Source organism: Actinomadura verrucosospora (assembly GCF_039540335.1).
In the GTDB taxonomy this organism is placed as follows: Bacteria; Actinomycetota; Actinomycetes; order Streptosporangiales; family Streptosporangiaceae; genus Spirillospora; species Spirillospora verrucosospora.
The window spans coordinates 159,398-172,368 of sequence record NZ_BAABEV010000004.1; the positions used below are offsets into that span (position 1 = coordinate 159,398).

The following is a 12,971-nucleotide window of genomic DNA, read 5'->3' on the forward strand; positions in this document are numbered from 1 at the left end:
AGCGCATCCCCCCGCTCCACCGTGAACCTCGTCGACCCGATGAAGGACTACCTGTCCCGCATCGGGCGCACCGCGCTGCTCACCGCCGAGCAGGAGGTCGACCTGGCCAAGCGCATCGAGGCCGGCCTGTTCGCCCGAGAGCGCCTCATGACCCTGGGCGACGAACTGAGCCTCCAGGACAAGCAGGACCTGGAGTGGATCGCCGCCGACGGCGTCCGCGCCAAGGAGCACATGGTCGAGGCCAACCTGCGCCTCGTCGTGTCGCTCGCCAAGCGCTACATGGGCCACGGCCTCCCGTTGAACGACCTCGTGCAGGAGGGCAACCTCGGCCTGATCCGCGCCGTGGAGAAGTTCGAGTACCGCCGCGGCCTGAAGTTCTCCACCTACGCCGTCTGGTGGATCAAGCAGGCGATCAGCCGCGCGCTGGCCGACCAGAGCCGCACCATCCGCATCCCCGTGCACGTCGTCGAGGTGCTCAACCGGATGACGCGGGTCCGGCGGCGGATGATGCAGGACCTCGGCCGCGAGCCGACCTCGCAGGAACTGGCCGTCGAGCTCGACGTCACGCCCGAGAAGGTCGAGTGGCTGCGGCGGCAGGCCCGCGAGCCGCTGTCCCTGCACACCCCGCTCGGCGAGGACGGCGACGGCGAGCTCGCCGACGTCATCGAGGACCCCGAGGGCGGCGACCCCGCCGACGTCGTGGCGACCTCGATGCTGCGCGGGCGCCTCGACGCCGTCCTGGAGACCCTCACCGAGCGCGAGGCCGGCGTGATCTCGCTGCGGTTCGGGCTGTCGGGCGGCGAGCCGAAGACCCTGGAGGAGGTCGGCAAGGTCTACGGGGTGACGCGCGAGCGCATCCGGCAGATCGAGTCCAAGGGCATGCACAAGCTGCGCCACCCCTCCCGCCGCGAGACCCTCGCGGACCTGCTCGGCTGAGCCGCCGGCCGGGCCGGCGCCGGGGAGGCCCGCGGCGCCCGCGCGCCCGCCCGGGCGTCAGGCCGTGGAGTCGCGGCCTCCGGCGAGCCGCCGGGCGAGTTCGTCGCGCTCCCGGGTGAGTTCGGCGACCTCGTGCTGGAGTTCGAAGATGCGCCGGATGGCGGGCAGCGTCATGCCCTCGCCCATCATCGACACGACCTCCTGGATGCGGCCGATCTCGTGGCGGCTGTAGCGGCGCTGGCCGCCGGTCGAGCGCTGGGGGGAGACGACCCGGTGGTCGTCGATGCGGCGCAGGAACGCCTGCTGGACGTCCAGCATCTGCGCCACCTGTCCCACCGTGAACAGCGCGGCGTGCTCGTCGTCGAACGGCAGGTTCATGGGGGGCCTCCTCGGCGCCGTCGCGGTACCGGCGAACCGCCGGACGATGCGGGCGGCCCCGGTCGGCACGGCCTTCGACGAGCCGCGCCGGCCGGGGCCGCCCGGACGTCGCGCGTCAGCTCCTGATCGCCTTCTGGCCGGCGCCGGACTGCTGGACGGCCACCTTCCGGGGCCGCGCCCGCTCCAGCACCGGGATGCGGACGGCGAGGACGCCGTTCTCGTAGGCGGCCTCGATCGCCTCGGCGTCCAGGTGCTCCGACAGGTAGACCCGGCGGGTGAAGGAGCCCATGGTGCGCTCGCGGACGAAGACGCGCTCCTCCTCGCCGAACTCCTCCTCGCGCCGCGCGGTCACCGAGAGCACGCCGCGGTCGACGGTGACCTCGATGGAGCCGGGGTCGACCCCCGGCAGATCGAACCGCAGGACGACGTCGTCCGCGCGGCGGACGCCGTCCATCGCCATGGCGGCGCCGTTTCCCTGGCCGGCCGCCTGGCGGACCGCGCGGTCGAACTGACGCTCGAACTCCTGCACGAACGGGTCGATCGACGTCAGCAACACGGACATCACCTCCGAAGACCTCGGCGCCTGGCGTGCGCCGATTACCTGTTCCTCGTACAAGAGGAAACCTGCAACTCCAGTTATAGGAAACCGGGAAGCCGATGTCAAGCCCCGGCGTCGCGGCCGTCCAGTCCCGGGTGTCGTGAGCGACCCGTTTTGGTGGCTCTGGGACAGCTTCCACCCTCGGGATGAGAGAGTGGATGATCTAGAAAAGCCCCCTCGGGGGCGCGGTCGGCGCGGAAAGACGGGGATGATGGCCAGAGGGCTGGGACGGCTGGCGAGGCGCGGCGTCGCCAGGGGAGCGGCCGCGGGTGCGGCGCTCGTTCTGACGTTGGCGACGGCCCAGGTCGCGGCGGCGGCCGGGCCGGACGTGGGCCCGTCCGTGATCGCCGCGGCGCAGCCGCCCACCGTCCCGTTCGATCCCGCCAAGCTCCGGGCCACCCTGGACGCCACGCACGACGCCGGGATGTACGGGCTGTTCTCCGAGGTCCGGGACGGCCGCACGGCGTGGGACGGCGCGGCCGGCGTCGCGGACGTGCGCACGGGGCGCCGGGTCACCCCGGGCATGCGCCAGCGGGTCGGCAGCATCACCAAGTCGTTCGTCGCCACCGCGATCCTCCAGCAGGTCGAGCGGGGCCGCGTCGACCTCGACGCCCCGGTCGGCCGCTACCTGCCCGGCCTCATCCCGGGGCGCCCCGGCGAGCAGACGACCGTGCGGATGCTGCTCGACCACACCAGCGGCATCGGCGACTACGTCGCCCCGGCGTTCCCCTCGCTGCGGGAGCTCTCGGCCGACAGCCTGGACGAGTACCGGTTCCGCGACGTCCCGCCCGAGCAGCTCATCGCCTGGGGGCTGCGGGCGCCGCGCACGGGAGAGCCGGGCGAGCGCTGGTCGTACTCCAACACCAACTACGTCATCGCCGGGAGACTCCTGGAGAAGGTGACCGGGACCAGGGCGGAGGAGTACATCACCCGGAACGTCATCCGCAAGGCCGGGCTGAAGCACACCTACTTCCCGTCCTCGCCCTGGATCGCGGGCCCGCACCCGCGGATGTACGAGTCGCTGTACCAGCACGTGACGCCGCCCCGCGACTACAGCACCTTCGACATGAGCTGGGCCTGGACGGCGGGCGCGCTCGTCTCCACCATGGACGACCTCAACCGCTTCTACCGCAGGCTCCTCACCGGCGACCTCATCGGGCCGGACGCTCTGGCGCAGATGCGGCGGACCGTCCCGGTGAAGGACGCGGACGGCAACGTCCTGATGAACTACGGCCTCGGGCTCTACTCCCTCGACCTACCGTGCGGGACGTTCTGGGGCCACGACGGCGCGGTCTTCGGCGCCGGAACCCAGTCCCTGTCCTCCGCCGGGGGCGAGCGGCAGATCTCGCTGGCCTTCAACCTGATGAAGTACCAGCAGCTCAGCGCCGGCGGCACGCCCGTCCCCCACCCCATCGACAACGCGCTGGCCGCGCACGTGGTGGAGGCCCTGTGCGGCAGCCGCCCCGCGACCGGCACGGTCCGTCCCGCCGCGCAGGTGCGGCTGCTGCCGCTCCAGGCCCTGCGCGCCGCCGGGTGAGACGCGGCCGGTCGCCGGAAACTCAGACCAGGTCGGACGGGTCGGTGTTGGCGCCGCACAGCACGACCACGACGCGCTCCCCGGGGGACGGCCGGTAGGCGCCGCCGCGCAGCGCGGCCACGGCGGCGGCCGTGCCGTGCTCGACGACCATGCGGTACTCCTGCCACACGAACCGGCGGGCCTCGATGATCGCCTCGTCGGTGACCAGGACGGGACGCACCCCGGCACGGGAGGCGACCGCGAACGCGATCTCGCCGGCCCGGGTCGCGCCGAGGGAGTCGGCGGCGATCCCCGACACCTCCACGTCCACGGGGCGTCCGGCGTGCAGGGCGCGTTCGAGGGTCGGGATCGTCGCGGGCTCGACGCCGACGACGCGCGCCCGCCCTTCGAGCGCGGCGGCCACGCCCGCCATCAGCCCTCCGCCGCCGACCGCCAGCAGGACCGTGTCGACCTCGCCGCCGGTCTGCTCCAGCATCTCCAGGCCGAGCGTGCCCTGGCCCGCGCACACCTTCGGCAGGTCGTAGGCGTGGCAGAACAGCGCGCCGGTGTCGGCGGCGCGCTTGGTCGCGGCGTCCTGCGCCTCGGCGTACCGGGTGCCCACCTGCACGACCGCGGCGCCGAGGGCCCGCAGCCGCGCGACCTTCACCGCGGGCGCCGTCTCCGGCACGTACACCTCGGCCGGGACGCCCGCCCGCGCCGCCGCGTACGCGAAGGCCAGCCCGGCGTTCCCGCCTGAGGCCGCGACGACTCCCGTCTCGGGAAGCCGCCCCTCCTCCCGCGCCGCCAGGATGTGGTTGAACGCACCGCGCGCCTTGAACGACCCCGTGTGCTGCGTCAGTTCGAGCTTCAGCCACATCCGCGCGGCGGGCGCGAGCGGCCCCGGCTCGACCTCGACCATCGGCGTGCGGCGGACATGTCCCGCGACACGCTCCGCGGCGGCCTGGACGTGCGAGCGATCGATCACCGGTTTCCCCTCCGCGTCATCAGCACCCAACGCCAGTTTGGGACATGACACCCGATCACGCCACCCGCCCCCCTGACAACCACCCCCAAGCCCCCCGGGAAGGGCTGCTGACCGGCGTCCTCCGCTCCGCTCCGGACGCCGGTCAGTTTTCCTTTGGGGGGCGACCCCCCAAGCCCCCCGGGAAGGGCTGCTGACCGTCGTCCTCCGCTCCGCTCCGGACGCCGGTCAGCACACGGTGCGAGGTCGGTCAGCGGCCGAGGCGAGTCTCTTCATCGGCGCGGGACGCAGGTCCCGCCGGACTAGGGAGGTCCCCATGAAGAACGTCCTCATCTCGGGTGCGAGCATTGGCGGTCCCGCGCTGGCGTACTGGCTGCGGCGGTACGGGTTCGGCGTGACGGTCGTGGAGGTGTCGCCCGGGCCGCGGGCCGGCGGGCAGGCGATCGACGTGCGCGGGCCGGCGCTGGAGGTCGCCGAGCGGATGGGCGTCCTCGACCGGATCCGCGAGCGGCGCGTCGAGATGCGCGGCATGTCCATGGTGGACGGGGACGGCAAGGAGCTGTACCGCAGCGAGGACTACACGATCACCGGGGGCGACCTGAGCAGCGCGGACGTGGAGATCCTGCGCGACGACCTGTCCGCGATCCTGGTGGACGCGGCGGGCGACGGCGTCGAGTACCTGTACGGCGACTCGATCGCCGGGGTGGAGCAGGACGACGACGGCGTGCGGGTGATCTTCCAGAGCGGGCTGATCCGCACGTTCGACCTGGTCGTCGGCGCGGACGGCGCGCATTCCACCACGCGCCGGCTGGTGTTCGGGCCGGAGAAGGACTACCTCACCCACCTCGGCACCTACCTGTCGGTGTGGACGGCCCCGAACTTCCTCGGACTGGACCGCTGGCAGGTGTTCCACCAGGTGCCGGGCAGCAGTTGGGGTGGCGGCGTGATGAGCGTGCGCGGCAACGAGGAGGTCCGCGTCTACCTGGGGTTCGAGTCCGAGCGGCCGATCGAGTACGACCACCGCGACACCGCCGCGCAGAAGAAGATCATGGCGGACGCGCTGGCCGGCGGCGGCTGGGTGGTGCCCGAGCTGCTGGAGACGATGTGGGACGCGCCCGACTTCCACTTCGACTCGATGGCGCAGATCCACATGGACTCCTGGTCGAAGGGGCGGGTCGTCCTGCTCGGGGACGCGGGCTACTGCGGGTCGCCGCTGTCCGGGCAGGGCACGAGCATGGCCATCGTCGGCGCGTACGTGCTGGCCGGGGAGCTGAAGGCGGCGGGCGGCGACCACCGCGCCGCGTTCGCGAACTACGAGAAGGAGCTGCGCGGGTACGTCGCCGCGAACCAGGAACTGGCGCTGACCAACAAGGCGCGGGTGGACGCGCAGCGCGACGCCGAGACGGGCGCCGGGACCGAGGTCGTCGACTTCCAGGACTTCGGGGAGATCGTCGGCTCGTTCACGGTGCGGGACTACTGAGCGCGGCGGCGCGGTCCAGCAGGACCCGGCGTTCGGGCGCGTTGCGGGTGAGCTCCGCGGCGCGCTCGAACTGCTCCCGGGCCTCGTCCCGGCGGCCGAGGCGGGCGAGCAGGTCGCCGCGGACGCTCGGCAGCAGGTGGTAGCCGCGCAGGGCGGGCTCGTCCACCAGCGCGTCGGCGAGCTCCAGGCCCTTCTCGGGACCGTGGGCCATGCCGACCGCCACGGCGCGGTTCAGCTCCACCACGGGGGACGGCGCGACGCGGGCGAGGATCTCGTAGAGGGAGGCGATCTGCGCCCAGTCGGTGTCCTCGGCGGAGGGCGCCTGCGCGTGGCAGGCGGCGATCGCGGCCTGCAGGACGTACGGGCCGGGCGGCTCGCCGATCCTCTTCGCGCGCAGCAGCGCCTCGAACCCGCGGGTGATGAGGAGCCGGTCCCACTTGCCGCGGTCCTGCGCCGCCAGCGGGACGGGCTCCCCGGACGGGCCGGTGCGCGCCCGGGTGCGGGACGCCTGGATCTCCATCAGCGCCGCGAGCCCGTGCACCTCGGGCTCGCCGGGGGCCAGCGCCGCGAGGACGCGGCCGAGGCGCAGCGCCTCGCGGCACAGGTCCGTCCGCACCCAGGCGTCGCCCGCGCTGGCGGCGTACCCCTCGTTGAAGACGAGGTAGACGACCTCCAGCACGGACGCCAGCCGGGCCGCGCGGTCGGGGCCCTGCGGCACCTCGAACGGGACGTTCGCCTCCGAGAGCGTCCGCTTGGCCCGGACGATCCGCTGCGCCACGGTCGCCTCGGGGACGAGGAACGCGTGCGCGATCTCCTCGGTGGTGAGGCCGCCGAGCATGCGCAGCGTCAGCGCGACCCGCGCCTGCGCGGACAGCACGGGGTGGCAGGCCGTGAAGATCAGCCGGAGGACGTCGTCCTCGATGTGGTCGTCGTCCGGAACGTCGAACTCGTCGCGCGGCGCCTGGGTCTCCAGGTCGCGGCCCATCTCCTCGATCTTGTCATCGAGCCGCCGCAGCCGCCGGATCCGGTCGATCGCGCGGCGCTTGCCGACGGCCATGAGCCAGGCGCCCGGGTTATCCGGGACGCCCGACTCCGGCCACTGTTCGAGCGCGGCGACCAGCGCGTCCTGCGCGAGTTCCTCGGCGAGCCCGATGTCGTGCACCATGCGGGCGAGACCGGCGATGATGCGCGCGGCCTCCAGCCGCCACACCGCGTCGACGGTCGCGTGCACGCTCGTGCCCCGTGCGGGCGCCTTCCGCGCCCCGGGCTCGTCCGATGCCGTCACGCTGCCGATGAGAGCACCCGCACCGGCCGCCGCGCAACCTCGGCGGACGCCCCGGCCCGGCCGGGCGCCCGCCGGGCGCGAGCCTCACTGGCCGGGGAGGTCCTCCGGCCCGAACACCTGCTGGATGACGCCCTCGCCGTCGCCGACGATCGCCCAGAAGCGCTTGGACAGCTCGATGGCCTCCTCGCGGCTGCCCACCTCGATCAGCGCGAACCCGACGACCGTCTCCTTCGCCTCGGCGAACGGGCCGTCGAGGACGGTGACCTTGCCGCCGGACGACGTGATCCGGGTGCCGCCGGGCTCCAGCCCGCCGGTCGCGAGCAGCACCCCGCTCCGGGACATCTCCTCGATGAACCGGCCCATCTCCGTCTGCAGCTTCTCGTCCGGCGGCGCGGCGGGCGCAGAACCGTCGTCCGTCGTCATCAACAGGAACCGCATGTCGTCTCCTCTGCTCACCGGCCCGGTCCTTCCCGGTCCGTCACGAACGCGTCGAAGAACGTGTGACCGGATCGACATCCTGGCCGAGATCTTCTGGATTTTTTTCGTGCTCCGTATCGTGCCAGGTCACGGCGCTCTTGAGCCGGACGCTCCCGTACATTCCCCGAGATGACCACCAAAGAGGACATTCCGGACTAGTGGGCAAGTGACTCTCCAACGAGTAACTTCATCCGGTGGAAAGTTTTTCCGCACGTCGAGGAGGGCGTCCCATGGGAGTTCCGGCACCGGTGACCGGTGGGCCGTCCGCGCCGCGTGCCGGAGGTCCGGCGCCGCACGGGCGGTGCCGCGCCGCGGGGCGCGGGGCCTCGTGAGCGCCGCGGAACCGGAGGGCGACCGCGCCCGCGTCGCCCAGGACCACCGGGAGGCGGGCCCGACGGTGCTGCGCCTGCTGGTCGGCGCCCAGCTGCGCCGCTACCGGGAGGCCGCCGGCCTGTCCACCGAGGCCGCCGGGTACGAGATCCGCGGCTCGCATTCCAAGATCAGCCGGATGGAGCTCGGCCGGGTCGGCTACAAGGAGCGCGACGTCGCCGACCTGCTGACCCTCTACGGCGTGACCGACCCGTCGCTGCGCGAACCGCTGCTGGAACTGGCCGAGCACGCCAACGCGCCGGGCTGGTGGCAGCCGTTCGGCGACGTGGTCCCGTCCTGGTTCGAGCCCTACCTCGGACTGGAGCAGGGTGCGGTGCTCGTCCGCGTGTACGAGGTCCAGAACGTCCCGGAACTGCTGCAGACCAGGGACTACGCCCGCGCCCTGATCGCGGCCCGCCACCCGGAGGCGGGGCCCGAGGAGATCGAGCGGCGGGTGGAGCTGCGGATGCGGCGCCGCCGCGTGTTCGAGCGCCCGGACCCGCTGCGGCTGTGGGCGGTGCTGGACGAGGCGGCGCTGCGCCGGACGGTCGGCGGCCGCGCCACGATGCGCGCCCAGATCGAGCACCTGATCGAGATGGCGGAGCGGCCGAACGTCACCGTGCAGATCGCCCCCTTCGCCTCGGGCGGGCCCGCGACGGAGAGCGGCCCGATGACGCTGCTGCGGTTCGCCGAGCCCGAGCTGCCCGACGTGGTCTACCTGGAGCAGCTCACCTGCGCGCTCTACCCGGACCGGGCGTCCGACATCGCCCGCTACCGCGACGCCCTGGACCGTGTCGGCGTCCAGGCCGAGCCCCCGGACCGCACCCGCGCGATCCTCCGGGCGGCCCTGGCCCGGTTCGGCGTTCCGCCGCGCCGGGCCGCCGGATGACCGCTCGCTACCGCGCGCTGGGGACGTAGGTGGCGATGATGACGCCGGTCTTGAAGACCTCGGTGCCGGCCAGCTCGAACGCGGCCGAGAACTCGTCGGCGTTGAGCAGCTCGCCGGTCTCGCGGGCGCCGACGAGCACCGGGTGGATCCACAGGCGCAGCTCGTCCAGCAGGCCGTGCTCGACGAGCGTCCGGGACACCGGGCCGAAGCCGTACTGCAGGATGTCCTGACCGTCCTGCTCCTTCAGCTTGGCGATCTCCGTGACGGCCTCCGCCCGCGGGATCGCCGTCGTGTCGCCCCAGCCGGGCTTGCGGAGGGAGTCGGACACGACGTAGTGGGGCAGGCTGTTCATCCGGACGCCGAAGTCGCCGGTCGCCTCCTCCATGGCCGGCCACGCCTGGGAGAAGCCGTCGAACGTCTTGCGTCCCATCAGGATGGCGTCGCAGGAGAACAGCAGTTCCCTGGCGTAGGCGGCGGCCTCGTCCTGGAAGTAGGCCGAGGTCCAGTTCTGCGGGTTCTCGATGACGCCGTCGAGCGACACGTACGTCGAGTTGATGATCTTGCGCATGGTCTCCTCCGTCGGGTTGATCGTTCGCCTTCCGGCGCCGTGTGACCACTGTGCGCGGGACCGTTTACCGGATCCTTACGCTTCCTTTCCGGCGGCCGCCCGGACGCGCCGGAGAACGAGTTCGCATTAGGGTCGGAAGATGCGTTTCGGGCTGCTCGGACCGCTCGCGGTCTGGACCGACGACGGCGGGCTCGTCCCCGTGCCGGGGCTGAAGGTGCGGGCGCTGCTGGCGGACCTGCTCGTGCACGAGGGCCGTCCGGTCCCCGCCGACCGGCTGGTCGACGACCTGTGGGGCGACGCGCCGCCCGGGAACCCGATGGGCGCGCTGTCGGCGAAGGTGTCGCAGCTGCGCCGCGTCCTGGAGGACGCCGAGCCGGGCGCGCGGGCCCTGGTGGAGTCGCGCCCGGCCGGGTACCTGCTGGCCGCCGCCCCCGAGCGGGTCGACGCCCGGTCCTTCCAGGCGCTGGTCGAGCGGGCGCGCGGCGCGGCGGAGCCGAAGGAGAGGGCGGCGCTGCTGGCGGAGGCGCTCGGACGGTGGCGCGGCCCCGCGCTGGCCGACTTCCGCGACGAGGAGTTCACCCGCGCGGCGGTGGCGAGGCTCGAGGAACTGCGGCTGACCGCGCTGGAGGAGCACGCCGAGGTGCGGCTGGCACTCGGCGAGCACGGCGCCCTGGCGGGCGAGCTCGGCGGCGCCGTCGAGGAGCACCCGCTGCGCGAGCGGCTGAGGTCCGCGCACATGCGGGCCCTCTACGGGGCCGGACGGCAGAACGAGGCGCTGGAGTGCTTCGAGAGGTACCGGGTGCTGCTCGCCGACGAGCTGGGCCTGGACCCGGGCTCCGAGCTGGCCGAGCTCCAGCGGGCCATCCTGCGGCAGGACCCCGCCCTGGGCGGGCCCGCCGCCCCGGAGCCGCCGCGCCCGCGTTCGAACCTGCCCGTCCCGCCGACCGAGCTGATCGGGCGGGACGGCGCCGTCCGGGAGATCCGGGCCCGGATCGGCACCGACCGGCTGGTCACGCTGACCGGCCCGGGCGGGGTCGGCAAGACGCGCCTGGCGATCGAGACGGCGGCCGGCCTCGCGGACAGGTTCGGCGACGGCGTGTGGATGGCGGAGCTGGCGGCCCTGGAGCGCTCGACCGTGCCCGACCTCGCGGAGGTCGTGACGGCGATCCTCGACATCCGGGACGCGCCCGGCGAGCCCGCGGCGGCGCTCGACCGGCTGGCGGCGGCGCTCGGCGCCCGGCGGCTGCTGCTCGTCCTGGACAACTGCGAGCACGTGGTCGAGCAGGCCGCCGAGCTGGCGGACCGGCTGCTGCGCGGGGTGCCCGGGGTGCGGGTGCTGGCGACGAGCCGGGAGCCGCTCGGCCTGCCGGGCGAGGTCGTGTGGGCCGTTCCGCCGCTGGACGTGCCGGGCCGCGGCGACGACCCGGCGGCGTCGAGCGCGGTCCGGCTGTTCGCGGAGCGGGCGCGGGCGGCGTCGCGGGGCTTCCGGCTGGACGGGGACACGGCCGGCCCGGTCGGGGAGCTGTGCCGCAGGCTGGACGGCATCCCGCTCGCCCTCGAACTCGCCGCGACCCGGGTGCGGACGCTCGGGGTCGAGGGGCTCGTCGAACGGATCGACGACCGGTTCCGGCTGCTGTCGTCCGGGCACCGCGGCGCCCCGGCCCGGCAGCGCACCCTCACCGCGGTGATCGACTGGAGCTGGGACCTGCTGACCGGGCCGGAGCGCGCGGTGCTGCGCCGGCTGTCGGTGCACGCCGACGGCTGCACCGCCGACTCGGCCGAGGCGGTGTGCGCGGGCGGGGAGGTCCCGGACGCGGAGGTCCTCGACGTCCTGGTGCGGCTGGTCGACCGCTCGCTGGTCGTGATGACGGAGCGTCCCGGCGAGGGCCCCCGGTACCGGCTGCTGGAGTCGGTCGCCGCCTACGCGGCCGAGCGGCTGGCGGAGGCGGGGGAGACGCGGCGCGCCGAGGCCGCGCACAGCGCCCACCACCTGGCCCTGGCCGAGCGCGCGGCGGGCGGCCTCACCGGGCCCGACCAGGCGCGCTGGCTGGCGAGGCTGGACGTCGAGTCGGCGAACCTGCGGGCCGCGCTCGACGCCGCCGGGTCGGCGGACGAGGCGTTGCGGCTGGTCAACGCGCTCGCCTGGTACTGGTTCCTGCGCGGGCGGCTGACCGAGGCGCTGCGGTCGCTGGAGGCGGCCCTCGCCCGGGACGGCGGATCGCCGGACGTCCGGGCCCGCGCGCTGGTGTGGCGGGCGGGGCTGGCCGTGCTCAAGGGCGCCCCCGGCGACTGGAAGGCCCGCCGCGACGAGGCCCTCGCGCTCGTGGACGCCACCGGCGACGACCGCCTGAAGGCGTGGGCGCGCTGGTTCCTGACGTTCGCCCGGGCCGAGCTGGACGACACCGGCGAGGGCGCCGCGCGGCTGGAGGAGGCGCTCACGGGGTTCCGCGCGTGCGGCGACCGGTGGGGCGAGGCGGCGGCGCTCGTCCAGCGCGCCATGCACGCCCACGCGCGCGGCGAGCCCGCCGCGCTGGAGCGCGACGCCGAACGGGCCGCCGTGCTGTTCGACGAGGTCGGCGACCGCTGGGGACGGCTCCAGGCGGTGGAGTGGCTCGGCGGGCTGGCGGAGCTGACCGGCGACTACGACCGGGCCGAGCGGCTCCATCACGACGCGCAGCGCATCGCCGAGGAGCTGCGGTTGTGGCCGGACGTCGCCATGCGGATGGCGTGGCGCGGCTGGATCGCCTACCTGCGCCGCGACCAGGCGTCCGCGCGGCGGCTGTTCGGGCGGGCGCGGCGGGTCGCGGCGGAGCAGGGGTTCGCGCCCGCGGCCATGTTCGCCGACATCGGCCTCGGGCTGGCGGCGGAACGCGAGGAGCGGCTGGAGGACGCCGAGGACCGGATGCGGCCCCTGCTGGCGGCGGCGTCGCCGGAGGAGTTCCCGCCCCTGTACCTGCCGATGATCCAGACCGGGCTGGGCCGCGTGGCGGAGGCGCGGGGCGACGCGGCGTCCGCCGTCCGGTACCAGCGGGACGCGCTGGCCGTCGCGATCAGGTTGGAGGCGCCACGCGACCTGGCGGGCGCCCTGGAGGGGCTGGCCGGCGCGCTGGCCATGGCGGGGCGGCACCGGGACGCGGCGCAGGCCCTCGGGAAGGCGGCGGCGATCCGGGAGGCCGCCGGCGTGCCGCCCGCCCCCGTCGAGCAGGACGACATCGACCGGGCCGCCGCGCGGCTCGGGGACGCGGCCGGCCCGGACGCGCTCGCCGCGGGGGCGGGCCTCGATCCGGCGGAGATCCTGCGCCGTGCGGAGACCGTCCCTCCGGAGGGCGCGTCCGTATGGGCCGGCCGGTAGGGCGCGGGCGGACCGGCAGGGCGAGGCGGCAGGGCTGCCTGGGGACGCGCTTGCCTGGGTGATTCGCCCTATTGCAAGAAGGTTGCGAATAGTCGCGGATTCATCACGACCCCTTGTGGCCCCTCTCACAGGGGTTGATCA

At 74.3% G+C, this 12,971-nt stretch carries 11 protein-coding genes; 5 read left to right on the top strand and 6 right to left on the bottom strand.

What is annotated here, in order from left to right; genetic code table 11:
- Nucleotides 1-21: 21 nt before the first annotated feature.
- Nucleotides 22-936, top strand: a complete 915-nt coding sequence (locus ABD944_RS06500; RefSeq protein ID WP_378188456.1) for an RNA polymerase sigma factor — start codon at nucleotides 22-24, stop codon at nucleotides 934-936.
- Between the two features lie 57 nt (nucleotides 937-993).
- Here ABD944_RS06500 and ABD944_RS06505 read toward each other — a convergent pair whose 3' ends face one another.
- On the bottom strand, nucleotides 994-1,314 hold the full coding sequence (locus ABD944_RS06505; RefSeq protein ID WP_345173339.1) for a MerR family transcriptional regulator: 321 nt from the start codon (nucleotides 1,312-1,314) through the stop codon (nucleotides 994-996).
- Between the two features lie 115 nt (nucleotides 1,315-1,429).
- Entirely contained in the window at nucleotides 1,430-1,870 is a 441-nt protein-coding gene (locus ABD944_RS06510) for an Hsp20/alpha crystallin family protein (protein WP_345173340.1), read from the bottom strand.
- Nucleotides 1,871-2,120: 250 nt separating this feature from the next.
- On the opposite strand from ABD944_RS06510, the gene ABD944_RS06515 reads away from it, so the two are divergent.
- A complete protein-coding gene (locus ABD944_RS06515; RefSeq protein WP_345173342.1) occupies nucleotides 2,121-3,449 on the top strand; it encodes a serine hydrolase domain-containing protein in 1,329 nt (442 codons plus the stop codon).
- Between the two features lie 22 nt (nucleotides 3,450-3,471).
- On the opposite strand, the gene ABD944_RS06520 is transcribed toward ABD944_RS06515, so the two are convergent.
- Nucleotides 3,472-4,413, bottom strand: coding sequence for a threonine/serine dehydratase (locus ABD944_RS06520; RefSeq protein WP_345173344.1), 942 nt, complete (start codon nucleotides 4,411-4,413; stop codon nucleotides 3,472-3,474).
- Between the two features lie 313 nt (nucleotides 4,414-4,726).
- On the opposite strand from ABD944_RS06520, the gene ABD944_RS06525 reads away from it, so the two are divergent.
- On the top strand, nucleotides 4,727-5,890 hold the full coding sequence (locus tag ABD944_RS06525) for an FAD-dependent monooxygenase (protein ID WP_345173345.1): 1,164 nt from the start codon (nucleotides 4,727-4,729) through the stop codon (nucleotides 5,888-5,890).
- On the opposite strand, the gene ABD944_RS06530 is transcribed toward ABD944_RS06525, so the two are convergent.
- Both ABD944_RS06530 and ABD944_RS06535 read right to left on the bottom strand, forming a co-directional pair.
- On the bottom strand, nucleotides 5,871-7,055 hold the full coding sequence (locus ABD944_RS06530; RefSeq protein ID WP_378188583.1) for an RNA polymerase sigma factor: 1,185 nt from the start codon (nucleotides 7,053-7,055) through the stop codon (nucleotides 5,871-5,873). The two genes, ABD944_RS06525 and ABD944_RS06530, sit on opposite strands and share 20 nt — an antisense overlap.
- A gap of 204 nt (nucleotides 7,056-7,259) precedes the next feature.
- Nucleotides 7,260-7,613, bottom strand: a complete 354-nt coding sequence (locus tag ABD944_RS06535; protein WP_345173347.1) for a YciI family protein — start codon at nucleotides 7,611-7,613, stop codon at nucleotides 7,260-7,262.
- A 367-nt stretch (nucleotides 7,614-7,980) separates the two neighbouring features.
- Here ABD944_RS06535 and ABD944_RS06540 point away from each other — a divergent pair, with 367 nt between their 5' ends.
- Nucleotides 7,981-8,910: a helix-turn-helix domain-containing protein gene (locus ABD944_RS06540; protein WP_345173348.1), complete on the top strand. Its 930-nt coding sequence runs from the start codon at nucleotides 7,981-7,983 to the stop codon at nucleotides 8,908-8,910.
- A 7-nt stretch (nucleotides 8,911-8,917) separates the two neighbouring features.
- On the opposite strand, the gene ABD944_RS06545 is transcribed toward ABD944_RS06540, so the two are convergent.
- Nucleotides 8,918-9,478, bottom strand: coding sequence for a dihydrofolate reductase family protein (locus ABD944_RS06545; RefSeq protein WP_345173349.1), 561 nt, complete (start codon nucleotides 9,476-9,478; stop codon nucleotides 8,918-8,920).
- A gap of 139 nt (nucleotides 9,479-9,617) precedes the next feature.
- Between ABD944_RS06545 and ABD944_RS06550 the strand changes: the two genes are divergently transcribed.
- Nucleotides 9,618-12,830 (top strand): AfsR/SARP family transcriptional regulator, encoded by a 3,213-nt coding sequence (locus ABD944_RS06550; protein ID WP_345173350.1) that lies wholly within the window; start codon nucleotides 9,618-9,620, stop codon nucleotides 12,828-12,830.
- The last annotated feature ends 141 nt before the right edge of the window (nucleotides 12,831-12,971 follow it).

Excerpts from the sequence above, each read along its gene's own strand:
- ABD944_RS06505 (WP_345173339.1), bottom strand. The coding sequence starts at position 1,314 with ATGAACCTGCCGTTCGACGACGAGCACGCCGCGCTGTTCACGGTGGGA.
- ABD944_RS06515 (WP_345173342.1), top strand. The coding sequence starts at position 2,121 with ATGATGGCCAGAGGGCTGGGACGGCTGGCGAGGCGCGGCGTCGCCAGG.
- ABD944_RS06525 (WP_345173345.1), top strand. The coding sequence starts at position 4,727 with ATGAAGAACGTCCTCATCTCGGGTGCGAGCATTGGCGGTCCCGCGCTG.
- ABD944_RS06530 (WP_378188583.1), bottom strand. The coding sequence starts at position 7,055 with ATGGTGCACGACATCGGGCTCGCCGAGGAACTCGCGCAGGACGCGCTG.
- ABD944_RS06535 (WP_345173347.1), bottom strand. The coding sequence starts at position 7,613 with ATGCGGTTCCTGTTGATGACGACGGACGACGGTTCTGCGCCCGCCGCG.
- ABD944_RS06545 (WP_345173349.1), bottom strand. The coding sequence starts at position 9,478 with ATGCGCAAGATCATCAACTCGACGTACGTGTCGCTCGACGGCGTCATC.
- ABD944_RS06550 (WP_345173350.1), top strand. The coding sequence starts at position 9,618 with ATGCGTTTCGGGCTGCTCGGACCGCTCGCGGTCTGGACCGACGACGGC.